This window comes from Neobacillus sp. BP17, assembly GCF_059579525.1.
Map to the genome: position 1 here is coordinate 477,108 of NZ_CM184198.1, position 17,065 is coordinate 494,172.

Genomic DNA, 17,065 nt, shown 5'->3' on the forward strand with positions numbered 1-17,065 from the left:
AGAGGGCTCGCCAGTCGGCGAGTTTTCTTATATAACTGTAGACCGGAGGGAGTCATATAATGAAGTTGTTACAAGAAAAATTTGCAGAACTTGATGGGCAGACAATAACTACTTTTACAATGGTTAATGATCAGGGCATGGAAGTAAGTACCATCGATTATGGATGCACGATTACCAGGATTGTCGTTCCTGACCGCAACGGAACCCTTGAAAATGTAGTTTTAGGCTTTGATACAATCGAAGAATATCAGCAGCATTCCCCCTATTTCGGTGCTGTAGTCGGCAGGCATGCGGGTAGAATTGCTAATGCGGAATTTACCTTAGAAGGTACCACGTACCATCTCGCAAAAAATAACAATGGCAATCACCTCCATGGCGGGATAAAAGGCCTCGATAAGGTGATCTGGAATACAGAGGTAGTAGAAGAAAAAGATTCTTTGACCCTTGTATTCACTTATTTAAGTAAGGATGGAGAAGAAGGGTATCCTGGAAATTTAAAGATGAAAATATCCTATACCTTAAATAACGATAATGAGCTTCAAATATCCTATGAAGGTGTGTCTGATCAAAAAACGGTGGTTAATGTTACCAATCATTCTTATTTTAATTTAAGCGGCAATTTAAAAAGAGACGTTCTTAATCATAAGTTGACCCTAAAAACTAATCGATTCCTTGAGTTGGATGAAGAATTAATACCGACAGGGGAGATTCTTCCTGTAGAGAATACATCATTTGACTTTCGGTCCGGCCGGAAGATTATTGAAGGAACAGACACAAATGACAGACAAAATATAATTGCAGGAAATGGATATGATCATCCTTTACTATTAACGGATAATCACAATAAGGAAATCTATCTGTTTGATGATGAGAGCGGAAGAGGATTAATCATTGAAACAAATCAGCCTGCCGTGGTTCTTTATACGGGTAACCAACTAGCTGATGATTTTTCTATTCGAGGTATCAACTCCAGAAAATACCTTGGTTTATGTTTAGAAACACAGGGTCTTCCAGACTCGCTCAATCATCCGCATTTCCCATCAGCCATTTTAGAAAAGGATCAGGGATACTATTCCGTTACTAAATACATATTTACAAATTGAACAAAAAAAGAGTTGAATCTTATGATCCAACTCTTTTTATGTTCCTTATGTTTTAAATAATTTCTTTAAAACTAATGTTACAGCTCCCAATACCATACCAGTTTTTCCTAATTCCGAACAAACCACTTTAATTTCTTCATGTGAACTTTTAAAAGTATATTTCTCTATTCTTTTTTTTAGTTGAGACAAAACAAAATCTCCTACCTTGAAAATACTCCCTTCTAGGATTATTTTCGAAGGCTTTAGAATGTTAATCATATTTGCTGCGGCTAGTCCAAGGGATTGACCAGCCTTTTCTAAGAGTGTTATAGCAAATGGGTCCCCTTGCTTAGCAGCTGTATAGACCATATTTAAGGAAAGTTCAGTACTGCCTTCTTTCAACCACTCTGTGAGAATGGTATCCTGATGATGTTTAATCTCTTCCTTCGCTTTTTTTAAGATAGCAATTTCTGAGGCATAGGCCTCTAAACATCCATTATTACCGCATTCGCATAGGGGACCATTCACATCTAAAATTGTATGTCCGACTTCTCCTGCTGTATAGAACGTGCTTTTATAAATTTCACTATTTATAAAGATTCCAGAACCAATCCCCCGTCCCACACTAAGACAGATAAAATCGGAGACCCCTTTCCCTTGCCCAAACCAGCTTTCAGCAATCGCTAATGCTCGTACATCATTCTCGACAATAACAGGGATATTAAATTCTTCTTCTATTCGTTCCTTCAGAGGGATATTTTCCAAATGTAAGTGTGGAGAAAAAATGGCCAAGCCTTGTTCAGAATCAACAAGTCCATGCATGGCAATACCGATTCCAAGGATTAACTCTCTTTCGAAATGTTTAGATTGAAGGACATTATGAATGCACTCGATCATCATATTCATAAATTCGGTTTTAGTTGGCAATTTAATAATATCTTTACTGAAATCGGTTACAATCTTTCCGTCCATTGTGGTAAGAATAACGCGTATAACCTCCGCTGCGGCATAGACTCCGATAATATAATAAGCGGAGTAATTAATACGGAGGAGAATTGGCTTTCTACCGCCTGACGTTGCGCTTGTTGATTGCTCCTCTATTAAAAGATTTTTCTCAATTAACTCAGCAACCAATGAACTTATGGTGGGCGGGGTTAATTTTGTTAACTTGGCAATTTCCGCTCTTGAAATCGGCTCTTTTAATCGAATCATGTTTAAAACCGTTGATTGATTAAGTAACTTCATTTTTTCGAAGCTTCCAGTTTTGGGGTCGAAACTCAAATGACATCACGCCTTTATTATCATTAGTACCCTTAAGGATTTGTTTAAAAAGGTATTATTTATTCCTACTAATTTTAACACAAATACCAAGTTAAAAATACCTCCTGCAAGATTCTATTCATGGTTTGTTTATAAAATTTAAGTAAAAATTTTAGTAAAATACTTGAAGGATTTTACTAGGGGTAGTAAAATTATGTTAATAATAAAAAGGTAACTAACAAGACCAAGACTGCTGGAGGAATTTAAAATGAATGTAATCACACTTAATAAAGTATTTTTAGATATGTTTCAAGTATTGCCAAAGCAAGCCTTTTTTGCACCTGGAAGGATTAATTTAATAGGCGAACATACAGATTACAATGGAGGTCATGTGTTTCCATGTGCCATCACCTACGGTACCTACGCTGTAGCAAGGAAGCGGGAAGACAAAGTGATTCGCCTCCACTCTACCAATTTTCCTGAAAAAGGAATCATTGAATTTACTTTAAGCGAACTAGACTATGAGAAGGAACATAATTGGGCTAATTATCCAAAAGGCATGGTCCGTTATATTCTCGAGGCAGGATATGAAATTCCAGCCGGATTTGATTGCGTAATTCAAGGTAATATACCCAATGGTGCAGGACTTTCTTCGTCAGCATCCATTGAACTTTTAACCGGAGTGCTCGTAAATGGACTATTTAATTTAGAAATTCCGCGCCTTGATCTCATCAAGATAGGCAAGAGGGTAGAAAATGAATTTATTGGCGTGAACAGCGGAATCATGGATCAGTTTGCGATTGGCATGGGAAAGAAAGATGCAGGTATCTTACTAGATTGCCAAACGTTGAAATATGAGTATGCACCGATTCACCTTGAAGATTACAAAATATTAATCATGAATACGAACAAACGCAGGGAATTAGCTGATTCGAAATACAATGAAAGAAGAGGAGAATGTGAAGAGGCACTTGCGCAGCTACAGCAAAAGCTGCCAATTGAGGCACTTGGTCAATTATCGGAAGCGGAGTTTGATGAAAATCAATATCTGATTACCAATGAAACAGTTCGCAAACGGGCCAAGCATGCTGTTTACGAAAACATGAGAACAATTAAGGCACTTGAAGAGCTTAAATTAGGAAATCTAGAAGCATTTGGACAATTAGTTAACCAATCACATGTATCACTAAGAGATGACTATGAAGTGACAGGAGTGGAATTGGACACTTTAGTTGAAGCGGCATGGAAACAGACAGGTGTGCTTGGTGCGCGAATGACCGGTGCAGGATTCGGCGGCTGTGCAATTGCGATTGTTAGAAATGGGGAAGTTAATAACTTTATTGAGAACGTAGGAGCTGCTTATCTGGACAAGATTGGCTACGAGGCAGAATTTTATGCAGCAAGCATTGGTGATGGGGCGAAGGAAATTCGACTGGAGGAGACAATTTAAATGAGTATTCTTGTGTTAGGCGGTGCAGGCTATGTCGGTTCACACGCTGTATACCAGTTAATTGATCAAGGGTATTCAGTCGTTGTCATCGATAATTTGCAAACGGGCCATGAGGAGGCAGTTCATCCAAAGGCTAATTTTTATAGAGGAGATATCCGCAGCCGCGAGTCTATGCGTTCTGTTTTTGAAAAAGAAAGTATTGAAGCAATTTTGCACTTCGCCGCGAATTCCCTTGTCGGAGAGTCGATGGTTGAACCGTTAAAATACTTTGATAACAATGTCTACGGAACACAAATCGTGCTTGAAATGATGAAAGAGTTTGGCATTAAGCATATCGTTTTTTCATCAACAGCCGCGGTTTATGGAGAGCAAAAAGTTGTCCCGATTACAGAGGAGGCTGCAACCGTTCCAACGAATACGTATGGCGAAACCAAACTAGCTATGGAGAAAATGATGGCTTGGTGTGAAAAGGCTTTTGACCTTAACTATGTTTCGCTTCGCTATTTTAACGTGGCATCAGCAAGAAGTGACGGACAAATTGGGGAGGACCATAACCCGGAAACTCACCTGATTCCAGTTATTCTGGAGGCAGCACTTGGGAAAAGACCAGCAGTGACGATATTCGGTGAGGATTATGATACGGCAGATGGCACTTGTGTCCGAGATTATATTCATGTCGAGGACTTAATTGATGCCCACATATTAGCCCTCCGTTATTTACAAAATGGCGGTCAGAGTAATGTTTTCAATCTTGGCTCAAGCAAAGGATTCTCGGTAAAAGAAATTGTTGAGACAGCTAAAGAAGTGACGGGTATTGATATTCCTGTGAGAATCGGTGAGCGTCGATCGGGTGACCCGAGTACGTTAATTGCCTCTTCGGAAAAAGCACAAAAGGTGTTGGGGTGGAATCCTTCAAGAACATCGATTCAACAAATTATCAGTAATGCCTGGAACTGGCACCAGCATCACCCTAATGGATATCAGAAATAGAGGGGATCATAATGATTTATCAACTTTTACAACAATTAATTAATCAAGCTATTACCACTCAATTAATCGAGCGGGAAGATGAAATCTATGCGCGCAATCAAATTTTGGCATTGCTTAAGCTAACCGAGTTTAAGGAAGAGGAACTAGCGGAGAGCAATCACTTTGAAATCCCGGATTTACTTGAATTAATCGTGGACTATGCCTGCAATCAAGGGGTCATTGAAGATTTATTTGATGAAAAAGAGATTTTTTCAAGTAAAATAATGAACTGTTTTACTGCACGCCCATCCACTATCAATCAAGTGTTTTATGAAAAATATACGCAAGATCCAAAGGAAGCAACCGAGTATTTTTATGAGTTAAGTAAAAATAACAATTACATTCAAATGAAGCGTATTCGTAACAATATCGAGTATAAAACCGCCACAGAATATGGTGAACTTGATATTACGATTAATTTATCAAAGCCTGAAAAGGATCCTAGAAGTATTGCACTCGAGCTGTCAGTGCAAAAAACGGATTATCCGAAATGTCTGCTCTGTGTTGAAAATGAGGGATACGCAGGCAGAGTTGGTCACCCGGCCCGCTCCAACCACCGAATGATTCGCATCAATCTATTAGATCAGCCGTGGTACTTCCAATATTCACCCTATGTGTATTACAATGAGCATTGTATTGTCCTATCAGAAAAACATACCGATATGGTCGTTAGTGCCTCGTCTTTTTTACGGTTATTGAGCTTTGTTGAACAATTTCCGCATTACTTTGTGGGCTCAAATGCGGACCTGCCAATTGTCGGCGGTTCGATTTTAACCCATGATCATTATCAAGGTGGGAATTATCAATTTGCGATGGCGAAAGCCGATGATGACTGGACATTTAATATGGCTGGTTATCCAGACGTAGATTGTTCCGTGGTTAAATGGCCGATGTCAGTTATTCGCCTTCGTTCTCCTGAAATAAGCGCGCTTGTTGAAGCGGGTTCACATATTTTTGAGCAATGGAAAAATTACAGTGATGCGACGCTTGAAATTTTGGCGAGGACCGGAGAGACGCCGCATAATACAGTGACACCGATTGCCCGGAAAAATGGAGGTGTTTTTGAACTGGACTTGGTGCTTCGTAATAATCGAACAAGTGAGGAGCATCCGCTGGGTATTTTCCACCCTCATGCCGATGTCCATCATATTAAAAAGGAAAATATCGGCCTAATTGAAGTAATGGGGCTGGCTGTTTTACCTGCACGATTAAAGGCTGAACTCGGAGAAGTAGAAAATTATATCCTAAGTAAAGCATCAGATGTAGCAGATTACCATTTAGCCTGGGCAGAAGCGCTAAAAGCACGCTATCAAGTTATTGCTAATAAAGCGAATATCGAACGCCTTGTAAGAGAAGAAGTAGGAAAGAAATTCTTAAGAGTCTTGGAAGACGCAGGTGTGTTTAAGCGGGATGAGGCAGGGACCGCAGGATTCCAGCGTTTTATCACTTCTTTATAAAAGAATGAATCGAATTTGGGGATTTTAGTGTAGGGGAAACTGTAATTAACTACTTTCTGAAAAATATGGAGTGATATCGATGAAAATATTAGATAGAATATTCGGCAGTTACGAGGGAGAGTCCGTTACAGAATATACTTTAGTCAACGATTATGGCATGGAGGTCTCTTGTCTGAATTTTGGTTGTGTCATTACGAAAATCATCGTCCCTGACCGCCATGGAAACTTTGAAAATGTAGTACTTGGTTTTGATAACTTCGAAGATTACACAGAATGGTCACCTTATTTCGGTGCAGTTTGCGGACGGGTTGCCGGCAGAATTGGCGGTGCAAGTTTCGAATTGGACGGGAAAGAATATCAGCTTGCAGACAATAACTACCCCAATCATCTGCACGGAGGCAAGAAGGGTTTTAACTCTGTGATTTGGAAAACTGAAATTATTGAGAAAGAAAATGCTGTCGGGCTGAAGTTTTTCTATCACAGTCCAGATGGAGAAGAAGGCTATCCTGGCAATCTAGACACCACTGTTACGTACATTCTAAATAATAAAAATGAACTCGATATTTCTTACGAAAGTAAAACTGATCAAAAAACGTTAGTCAACTTAACGAATCACTCGTATTTTAATTTAAGTGGGAATATAAAAAGAGATTGTTCGGAACACATTCTTAAGGTAGATAGTGATCGATTTTTAGAGTTGAGAGACGATCTTATCCCTACTGGTAAGTTGATTGATTCTAAAAATACCCCCTTTGATTTTAAGTATGGCAGAAGGTTGAGTTCTGGGCTGAATTCATCTTATCCGCAAAACGTACTTGTCGGAAAAGGTTACGACCACCCACTTGTTTTTAGACAAGAGGGAGAAAATAGGATGATTCTAAGCGACGAAGAAAGCGGCCGCTCGCTCCTTATTACGACCGATCAGCCATGTGTCGTCCTTTATACAGGGAATTTTCTAGAAGGTCCTTATTCTATTTCAGGTGTCAGAGCGGAGAATTATTTGGGTGTTTGCCTGGAAACGCAAGGATTTCCTGATGCCATCCATCATCCAGAGTTTCCTTCTGTCATTTTAAATCCAGAGGAAGTATACCAATCCAGAACAGTGTATCGTTTTTTTGCTAATACATTAGGAGACTGATTTATGGCTACCATCAAAGATATTGCACATATTGCAGGGGTATCGATTGCAACGGTATCCCGTGTTTTAAATTATGACACCACTCTTTCTGTCAGTGATGAAACGAAGAAAAGGATATTCGAAGTGGCAGAGGAGCTATCTTATAAAAAGAAGACTGCGCGCAAGCAAGAGGCGGGTAAAATTGCTCTTTTGCAATGGTATACCGAAAAGGAAGAACTTGACGATTTATATTACATGTCCATCCGGCTGGGTGTTGAAAACCAATGCCGGCAGCATGGGATTCAAGTGGATAAGTATTTTCAAGACAACTATGGGGATTTGAAGGAAGATGATATTCAAGGGCTGATTGCGATTGGAAAATTTAGCAGGAAGCAAGTGAATGATCTCGTTAAGATTACCAAAAATATTGTCTTTGTGGATACCTCACCAGATGAAGATATGTTTGATTCCATTGTTATTGATTTTGAACGAGCCACTAAAAAAGTGCTTGATTATTTTATTCAAAAGGGTCATGAGAGAATCGGGTATATCGGCGGCAGAGAAGTCTTTAAGGATAAAACCTCTTTTATTGAGGACCCTAGAGAATTGACCTTCAAGCGCTTTTTTTCAGAAAAAGGAATGCCCAATGAAGATTATATGTTTGTAGGTAACTTCACTGCTGATGATGGTCATGCGTTGATGAAGAAGGCGATACATGAACATCCAGGGGATCAATTACCCACCGCATTTTTTGCGGGTAATGACTCACTAGCGGTTGGCGCATTAAGGGCACTGTTGGAGGAAGGGATTTCCGTTCCGGATCGTGTGAACATCATAGGTGTCAATGATATCAGCATCTCTAAATATGTCTTCCCATCCTTAAGCACAGTGAAGGTATATACTGAAATTATGGGTGAAACCGCTGTTGACACCCTTTTGGAGAGAATAGCAGGCAGAAAAACAGTCAAGAAAATAATTATTGCCACAGAGTTGATTATTAGGAATAGCAGTTTTTAAAGAAGAGAACTCATCAAAAAATTTGATGAGTTTTTTTGCCATTGTCGAAATATAGGATGTTCCGTATAATGTTTGTAACTAGATAGGTACAGGAATGGGAGCGGATTCATGAGCAGGTTATCGGTGCTGGCATATATTTTTGGAGCTGTATTCTTCGTGGTAAGCTGCTCATTTGCGGTTTTTTATGGGTCGAAGGTCCTTACGCATGATTTGCCTGCAGAGAAAAAGCAATCTAAAGAGTATAACTATCATTTTGTTCTAGTCCCTGAAGAGCTAGATAATGAATATTGGAGACTTGTAGAGCAAGGTGCAAAAGCGGCTGCAGATAAATATGGTGTCCTGTTGGAATATGCAGGGCCTAAGCAAGGGAATATTGAAGACCATTTAAAGACGATTGAAATGTCAGCGGCCTCTAAGGTGGATGGAATCTTAACACAAGGATTAAGTGATGAACAATTTACTCCACTAATTAACCGAGTAGTTTCTAGCGGGATTCCAGTCATCACTGTCGATACAGATGCTGCGAATAGTAAACGACTTGCATATATTGGCACGGATAATTATTATTCAGGATTTCTCGCTGGAAAGGCATTGATTCAAGATACAAAAGGAAAGGCTAATGTCGCAATTATTACTGGAAGATTTTATGCGAACCATCAGAAACAGCGGGTAAAAGGCTTTCAAGATGCGGTTAAAGGGGAAAAAGGCATTCATATTATCGATGTAGTAGAATCCGAAATTAGCAGAGTCCAAGCGGCAGAAAAGGCATATCAGATTATTAAGGACCATCCAGAGGTCAATGCCTTTTTCGGGACAAGTGCATTAGACGGTATTGGGATTGCCCAAGTAGTCGATAAATTCGTTAAACCTGGAAAAATGTATATTGTTGGATTCGATACCTTGCCAGAAACATTGGAATACATCCGCAGAGGAACCATAAACGCAACTGTAGTGCAGGAGCCCTATGAAATGGGGTATCGGGCTGTAAAAATGATGATCGATCATATTGAAGGAAAATCCGTTAACCCTATCGTCCATACGAATACGAAGATTCTGAGAGTTGGGGATTTGCCCTTAAGTCATCTGGACCGAAGGGGAGAGAGAAAATGAGATTATTTAAAATTCGCTCGAAATTACTCCTATACTTCATTGTCCTAGTAGTGTTGTTAACATCTGTCGGCTTCTTTTTCTATAAAAGCAGTGAGAAGTTAGTTATGGAATATGACGATAGTTTTGAACGATTTCTGCTTCTCAATGATATCTCAAAGAGAACAAATTTGATTACCGAAAATCTGCGTGGCTATCTTTTAGATAAGGAAACTTCTTATCTAAGTGATTATAAGAAGGAAAAGCTCAAGTTAATTACTGACCAAAAGCGGCTTAATGAAGAAATGGACAATCATGATATTACATATATTAATTATAAAAACATGATTGATAGCTTTTTAGATGAATGCGATGCAACAGTAGGTGCTTTCGAGAAGGATGATATAAACAGTTATTCCAATCATTTTAATGGAGTTTTGAAAATCGCCTCCTTTCTCCAAGAGAGAACGCTGGCACTATTAAATAATAAACTGACTGACTATCAAAAATTTTATGCTCAAATGGAGAAGCAGAACCATTACTATAAACTATTGTCCATCTCACTATTTGCAGCAGCTTTTTTCCTTAGTACCTTGCTTGCCCTCTGGATTTCTGGCGGGATTACAAAACCAATTAGTCTGTTATCTGCGGCTGCAAAGCAAATTTCAAAGGGGAATTTATCAGGTGAGGATATTAAGGTTACGACAAAAGATGAATTAAAGCCTTTAACAGAAACCTTCAATCAAATGAGAACCAATTTACGTCAGCTAGTCACTGAAATTAAACAAAAGTCTGAATTGGATAAGCTTCTTAAAGAATTGGAGTTACGGAGCCTCCAAAACCAAATTAATCCTCATTTTTTGTTCAATACGTTGAATACGGTTTCAAAGATGGCGTATTTGGAAGAAGCAGAACAGACTTCGAGATTAATAGAAGCCGTGGCTGCGATACTCCGGTATAACTTAACTGATTTCGATAAAGCATCAACATTAAGAGAAGAAGTAAGAATTGTCCAAGAGTATTTTTATATCCAACAAACCCGGTTCGGGGAACGGATTTCATTTATAACGGAGATCGAGGATGATTGTCTGGATATTGAAATCCCTAGTTTAATTCTGCAGCCATTAGTAGAAAACGCCTTCATGCATGGAGTAGAATCCTACGAAGAGAATGGGGTAATCAGGCTCCGTATTTACCAACATAATGATCGGATCCATGTGGAGGTCATTGATAATGGGGCAGGGATGGATGAGAGCACTAAAAAAAGATTGCTTACTTACGTAGAAGGTACTGAACTGGAAGAGGGGTTCGAGCCGGATAAATCAAAAGGTCAATCAAATGGTATTGGTGTAAAAAATGTGATCAGAAGGCTGCAACTCTTTTATAAGCGAAATGACATAGTAGAAATTGAATCCAAGCCTCTGTACGGAACAAATTTTAGACTAACAATTCCGGGCGTCGCCAAAGGGGGAAGTGTACTTGTTAAAAATACTTATAGTGGATGATGAAATTTTGGAGCGAACGGCATTAACGAAAATCATTAACCGATCTTCGGAGGACGTAATGGTCATTGGAGAAGCCCCCAATGGAAGAATCGCAATTGAAATGGCCACGGAACACCGACCAGATATTATTTTTATGGATATAAAAATGCCAGGGATTGATGGTGTACAGGCGGTCAAAGCTATAAAAAAAATCAATCCCTCGATTCGATTTATTATGGTTTCCGCCTTTAATACATTTGAATATGCGAAAGAAGTAATGCAACAGGGGGTTAAGGAATACATCTTAAAACCAAGCAGAAAGCAAGATATACTTGCGGCATTAGAGCGAGTTTGTGCTGAAATCCTTGAAGAAAGCAAACAGCGAGAAGAACAACAAAGTTTACGAGATAACCTGGATCGTGCAGTATCCATCGCGCAAAAAGAATGGGTATCGACGGTTTTAGTAAATCAAGTTCAGGATATCACTTTTGATGAATGGGGCCAGCTCTTGGGGGTAGAAATTACTTCAGGGTATATTATGCTTTTCTCGCTGCGGCCGAAAGGAATGACTGAATTATCCGCAGATCAAAAGCAGAACTGGTATTTATGGCTTAAGGATACCCTGAATTCTGTCATGATGAAACAGGAAGTGATGGTTGGCCCGCTAACAAATTCACAAGTACCTGTTTTATTCCTTTGTAAAAAAGCAACGGAAAAGGTCCATTTTAAAACTAATGCACTGGCTGTCATCGATAACCTGAACCGACTTTTTGAAAAAAAGAGTTATCATGCTGAGCTAAGGATTGGAGTCGGACTTCCATATAATCATGCCCATGAGCTAAATAAGTCCTATCTTGAAGCACTTATGGCTTTGCAGCAGATGGCAAAGACCCCCGAGCGTAAGTATTTATTTGCAGTGAAACAAGGCTCGGCTGAACTGTCCTCCTCTTCAGAAGTATTAGAGATTGAGAAAAAGCTATTAGAGGCTGTCAGACAGGGAGACGTCAATCAAGTATTGTTCATTTTTGAATCGTTCGCAGAGATGCTGGCTGAGGATAAGAATATAAAAGGATCCTCAGTAAAAAAAGCCTTTGACGAGATGTTTATTCTCGTTTCACGAATGCTTCATGATTTAGGGATTAGCTATGAACGAACACCTGCAATAGAAGAGTCTGAAGATATTATGGCGATTTTCGAAAAAGGGAAAGCCCATTTATTGGCGGTGGTTCATCAGGTTCAGATTTGGAGAAATGATCATGCCAAGGGAATGCTGCATAAAGCAAAGGAATATATCGAAATTCACTATGCTGATTCTCTTACATTGGAACAGGTAGCGGAATATGTGGAACTTAGTCCTTTCTATTTTAGTAAATTATTTAAGGATCGGTTCGGAATGACCTTTATTGATTATTTAACGGAAATAAGAATTAAACATGCTAAGGCTGAAATGGTTGATCCGGGAAAAAGCTTGAAGGAAATATGCTACTCCATCGGCTATAAGGACCCAAACTATTTTAGCCGAGTGTTTAAGAAACACACTGGCTTATCGCCAACTGAATTTCGCAAAGTAACAGTAGGCTAATATTTCTTGCTTATGAGACCAATCTGCATTCGTGGATTGGTCAATTTTTAGTGGAAAGAAGAAATTTTTTATAATAAAGCGTTTGCAAAAAAGTCTAGATAATCGCAAATTAGTGCTAGACTTTTGACCTATTGAGGGGAATCCCTCCATGCTAACATATGTGTAAGGGCTTACACTAAGGTTAGCGAAGCGATGTGCTGCTTACCAGGGTCTTACTAAATAGTAAAAGGAGAATGACAACATGTTTAAAAAGAAAAAGGGGTTAATTCTATCTTTAACAGTTGCATCTAGTATTCTATTAGCAACAGGCTGCAGTGATTCGACAAGTGGTAAGGATTCTGGATCAGGCAAGGACAACAGTCTTCCAGCTGTTGGTGCAACCATTTACAAATTTGATGACAACTTTATGTCCTACGTTCGTCGAGCAATGGAGACTTCCGCAGATGGCAAAGCAATGCTGATGTTGAATGACTCTCAAAACGACCAAGCAAAACAAATTGAGCAAGTGGATACACTTATTGCCAAAGGAGCTAAGTCTCTAGCAATCAACTTAGTTGATCCAAAAGCGGCTCAAACGATTATCGATAAAGCGAAGCCAAAAAATATTCCAGTTATCTTCTTCAACAAAGAGCCAGATGCAAGCGTACTAAAGGGCTATGATAAAGCTTACTATGTTGGAACGACCTCTTCAGAATCAGGTGTTCTTCAAGGTCAACTGATTGCTAAAGCTTGGGAAGCTAACAAAGATAAATATGATAAAAACAAAGATGGAAAACTTCAATACGTGCTATTAAAAGGTGAGCCAGGGCACCCAGATGCAGAAGCACGTACAAAATTTGCAGTAGATACTGTAAAAGAAAAAGGTATCCAAGTAGAAGAATTAGCAATGGATACTGCGATGTGGGATGCAACAAAAGCTACTGAAAAAATGGATGCTTGGTTAGCTAAGTATAGTGACAAGATTGAGTTTGTTATTGCTAACAACGATGGCATGGCGTTAGGTGCAGTTGCTTCTCTTGAAAAAGCAGGCTATTTCTCTGGCGATAAATTCATGCCAGTAGTAGGTGTTGACGCGATTCCAGAAGCACTTGAAATGATTGAAAAGGGCAAAATGGTGGGTACTGTTTTAAACGATGCTAAAAACCAAGGTAAAGCAACAATTGAGCTTGCAACTAATGCAGCAAACGGTAAAGACGTATTAGACGGAACAGAATGGAAGCTTGATGATAATAAAGCCGTACGTGTTCCTTACATTGAAATTACAAAAGATAATATCCAAGTGGGTAAAGACGCATACAAATAAGAACTAAATCCAGTCGAAGCGCCTTGTCCAGGAAAAAAGGGTTCATTTTTCCCCAGGGGCTGAAACAGCCCCAAGGCGCTCTTCGAACGAAGGAAAAGGGTACGCTTTTCTTTCGTTCGGAGTAAGACTCCTTCGAAATTGGAACTGGACACCGTATTTAAATAAAAAATTCATATAAGGCACCTAATGAGTGTCTTATATCTTCAAATGGTTTAACAAGGAGGTTCGCTCATGTCAGAATCCAGAACTACCAATCTACTTGAAATGCTAAACATAACGAAACGATTCCCTGGGGTGCTAGCTTTAAATAATGTGTCCCTTAAAGTAAAGCCCGGATCGGTCCATGCTTTAATGGGCGAAAATGGTGCTGGAAAATCAACACTAATGAAATGCCTATTTGGGATTTATTCGATGGATGAAGGGAAAATCCTTTTTGATGGAAAAGAGGTTTCCTTTGCCAATTCAAAGCAGGCACTTGAAAATGGCGTATCGATGGTGCACCAAGAACTAAATCAGGTCCGTCAACAGAATGTTATGGATAATATCTGGCTCGGCCGGTATCCGAAAAAAGGTATTTTCATAGATGAAAAGAAAATGTATGAAGATACAGCAGCGATATTTAAAAGTTTAGACATCAATATTGATCCGCGCAGTAAGGTGAGTACGCTATCCGTTTCCGAAATGCAGATGGTAGAGATTGCAAAGGCGGTTTCTTATCATTCAAAGATTATTGTAATGGACGAACCTACCTCATCCTTAACAGAAACCGAAGTAAATCATCTTTTTAGAATCATTAAAAGACTGCAAAGTGAGAATGTAGCGATTATCTATATTTCTCACAAAATGGAGGAAATCTTGAAGATTTCTGATGAAGTAACCATCATGCGTGACGGTCAGTATATTGCAACCAAAAGTGCCAAAGACCTCACCACAGACGAAATCATCAAACTAATGGTTGGCCGTGACTTATCACAGCGCTTCCCTGCTAAGGCTAACAAGCCTGGGGAGGTCATATTGAAAGTCTCAGATCTGACGGCAGAAACACAACCTTCTTTTTCTAATGTAAGTTTTGAGCTAAGAAAAGGCGAAATATTAGGGATTGCCGGCTTAGTTGGATCCAAGCGGACAGAGGTTGTTGAAGCACTGTTTGGGATAAGGGCGATCACATCAGGATCGATTGAATTAAATGGCAAGGTGGTCAAAAATCATTCGCCGCAGCATGCTATCAAAAACGGCTTTGCCCTTGTGACGGAAGAAAGAAGATCAACAGGGATCTTCCCTGATTTGAGTATCAGTTTTAACTCGATCATTTCAAACATGAAGCAATATAAAACTAAAAGCGGGTTCCTATCCGACCGCAAAGTTGCTGACGATACGCAATGGGTGATTGATTCGATGAAAGTAAAAACCCCATCACAAAAGACATCTATCGGCAGTCTTTCAGGTGGTAACCAGCAAAAGGTCATTATTGGACGCTGGCTGTTAACCAAACCGGAAATTTTATTGCTCGATGAACCGACACGTGGAATTGACGTTGGGGCGAAGTTCGAAATTTACCAGTTAATTAATGAGTTAGCTGCTGAAGGAAAAGGAATTATCATGATTTCTTCAGAAATGCCAGAGCTTCTGGGCGTTTCTGACCGAATTTTGGTTATGAGTAATGGTAAAGCAGCTGGGATTGTCGAAACGGCAACAACATCCCAAGAAGAAATCATGAGCTTAGCAGCTTTGTATTAGGAGGAGATGCAAATGAATAAATCAGCCGCACAAAAAGGCAGTATAACCAAGTTGCTCTTTGATAATGTGATATATGTATTTTTAATCCTGCTAGTCATTGGAATCGTAATCGCTTCTCCTGACTTTCTATCAGTAACAAATCTTATCAATATCCTTAGTCAGTCTTCTTCCCGGATTATTATTGCCCTAGGGATGGCCGGAATTCTGATTACCGCTGGAACAGACTTATCCGCAGGACGGATGGTCGGACTCGCTGCTGTTGTGTCTGCATCTATGCTGCAAGCTGGTGATTATGCTTATAAAATGTATCCGAACCTTCCAGAATTACCGTTAATCGTACCAATCTTAATTGCTATGATTGCAACGGGTTTAATTTCTACACTAAATGGTGTGATTGTTGCCAAGTTACATGTACCGCCGTTTATCGCAACATTAGGTATGATGATCGGTGTTTACGGGATCACTTCGATTTACTTTGACCGCCCGCCTTATGGTGCACAGCCAATCGGTGGATTAAGTGAAAAATTTACAACCTTTGCCCAACGCGGGATTCCAATTGGATCCTATGAACTTCCTTATCTAGTTATTTATGCAATTATAACCACTGCAGTTATCTGGGTAATTTGGAATAAGACACAATTAGGTAAAAACATGTATGCAATCGGGGGTAACCCTGAAGCAGCAAAGGTTTCAGGTGTTAATGTTGCAAAAAACCTGATTATTATCTATATGATTGCCGGCCTATTATATGGCTTCTCAGGTACACTTGAAGCTGGGCGTGTGGGCAGTGCGACAAACAATACTGGAAACATGTACGAATTAGATGCCATCGCAGCCTGCGTAGTCGGTGGGGTTTCACTATCAGGTGGTATCGGATCGGTACCAGGCGTAGTAACCGGGGTATTAATATTCCAAATCATCAACTACGGTCTAGCCTTCCTTGGCGTAAGTCCATACATCCAATTCATCGTAAAAGGACTAATCATCGTCGTAGCAGTAGCCTTCGACATGCGCAAACACGCAAAGAAAAAATAAATTTAATGTTTTGGCGTCAGTTTTGGTGTCAGGCACCGTTCGTGGACAGTTGTCCACGAGCGGTGCCTGACACCTTTTTTTATACAAACTATCAAATATTTTGTAGGTGGTATTTGATGTTTTGTCTAATGACAGGACTTGGCCGTGGTGTATAATAAAGGTATTGACTGAATATTTACATAAATTTTAGAGTTAGGCTGTGTTAAAGGTTAATGTTGATTTTAGCACTCTGTTGATTGGAGTGGAAGGCACGAAGACTCCTGCGGGAGTACGGGGCAGGGGAGACCCCGCAGGAGCAAAGCGACGAGGAGGCTCCCCGGCACGCCCGCGGAAAGAGAAGTGCCTGGAACGGAAATCAACAGACAAGTTTAACACAGCCTTCAGATGAGCAAAATTTAGGTCCAAGAGCTGCATAATGTTCATATT

13 protein-coding genes are annotated in these 17,065 nt (G+C 39.7%); 12 read left to right on the top strand and 1 reads right to left on the bottom strand.

All coding sequences use genetic code 11. From position 1 onward, the window contains the following. The first annotated feature begins 59 nt into the window (after positions 1 to 59). Positions 60 to 1,103 (top strand): aldose epimerase family protein, encoded by a 1,044-nt coding sequence (locus AC4QJR_RS02345; RefSeq protein WP_496525140.1) that lies wholly within the window; start codon positions 60 to 62, stop codon positions 1,101 to 1,103. Between the two features lie 45 nt (positions 1,104 to 1,148). On the opposite strand, the gene AC4QJR_RS02350 is transcribed toward AC4QJR_RS02345, so the two are convergent. Further along, on the bottom strand, positions 1,149 to 2,327 hold the full coding sequence (locus AC4QJR_RS02350; protein WP_496525141.1) for an ROK family transcriptional regulator: 1,179 nt from the start codon (positions 2,325 to 2,327) through the stop codon (positions 1,149 to 1,151). Positions 2,328 to 2,610: 283 nt separating this feature from the next. On the opposite strand from AC4QJR_RS02350, the gene AC4QJR_RS02355 reads away from it, so the two are divergent. From AC4QJR_RS02355 to mglC, 11 genes are all read left to right on the top strand, one after another. After that, entirely contained in the window at positions 2,611 to 3,792 is a 1,182-nt protein-coding gene (locus AC4QJR_RS02355; RefSeq protein WP_496525142.1) for a galactokinase, read from the top strand. After that, positions 3,793 to 4,782, top strand: coding sequence for a UDP-glucose 4-epimerase GalE (galE, locus tag AC4QJR_RS02360; protein ID WP_496525143.1), 990 nt, complete (start codon positions 3,793 to 3,795; stop codon positions 4,780 to 4,782). It begins immediately after the preceding gene. Positions 4,783 to 4,793: 11 nt separating this feature from the next. Next, entirely contained in the window at positions 4,794 to 6,278 is a 1,485-nt protein-coding gene (gene galT / locus AC4QJR_RS02365) for a UDP-glucose--hexose-1-phosphate uridylyltransferase (RefSeq protein WP_496525144.1), read from the top strand. 79 nt (positions 6,279 to 6,357) lie between these two features. Next, positions 6,358 to 7,416, top strand: a complete 1,059-nt coding sequence (locus tag AC4QJR_RS02370) for an aldose epimerase family protein (protein ID WP_496525145.1) — start codon at positions 6,358 to 6,360, stop codon at positions 7,414 to 7,416. 3 nt (positions 7,417 to 7,419) lie between these two features. Continuing rightward, positions 7,420 to 8,412 (top strand): LacI family DNA-binding transcriptional regulator, encoded by a 993-nt coding sequence (locus AC4QJR_RS02375; RefSeq protein ID WP_496525146.1) that lies wholly within the window; start codon positions 7,420 to 7,422, stop codon positions 8,410 to 8,412. 108 nt (positions 8,413 to 8,520) lie between these two features. Further along, positions 8,521 to 9,522, top strand: coding sequence for a sugar-binding protein (locus AC4QJR_RS02380; protein WP_496525147.1), 1,002 nt, complete (start codon positions 8,521 to 8,523; stop codon positions 9,520 to 9,522). After that, positions 9,519 to 11,003: a sensor histidine kinase gene (locus AC4QJR_RS02385; protein WP_496525148.1), complete on the top strand. Its 1,485-nt coding sequence runs from the start codon at positions 9,519 to 9,521 to the stop codon at positions 11,001 to 11,003. Before AC4QJR_RS02380 ends, AC4QJR_RS02385 begins: the two co-directional genes overlap by 4 nt. Further along, the gene (locus tag AC4QJR_RS02390) at positions 10,978 to 12,564 is read left to right on the top strand and encodes a response regulator (RefSeq protein WP_496525149.1); all 1,587 of its coding nucleotides are present in this window, start codon (positions 10,978 to 10,980) and stop codon (positions 12,562 to 12,564) included. The genes AC4QJR_RS02385 and AC4QJR_RS02390 overlap by 26 nt, the downstream gene beginning before the upstream one ends. Positions 12,565 to 12,805: 241 nt before the next feature. Continuing rightward, positions 12,806 to 13,867: a galactose/glucose ABC transporter substrate-binding protein MglB gene (mglB, locus tag AC4QJR_RS02395; RefSeq protein WP_496525150.1), complete on the top strand. Its 1,062-nt coding sequence runs from the start codon at positions 12,806 to 12,808 to the stop codon at positions 13,865 to 13,867. 231 nt (positions 13,868 to 14,098) lie between these two features. Beyond that, positions 14,099 to 15,604 (top strand): galactose/methyl galactoside ABC transporter ATP-binding protein MglA, encoded by a 1,506-nt coding sequence (gene mglA / locus AC4QJR_RS02400; protein ID WP_098570980.1) that lies wholly within the window; start codon positions 14,099 to 14,101, stop codon positions 15,602 to 15,604. A gap of 12 nt (positions 15,605 to 15,616) precedes the next feature. Continuing rightward, the gene (gene mglC, locus AC4QJR_RS02405) at positions 15,617 to 16,639 is read left to right on the top strand and encodes a galactose/methyl galactoside ABC transporter permease MglC (protein ID WP_098570979.1); all 1,023 of its coding nucleotides are present in this window, start codon (positions 15,617 to 15,619) and stop codon (positions 16,637 to 16,639) included. Positions 16,640 to 17,065: the final 426 nt, after the last annotated feature.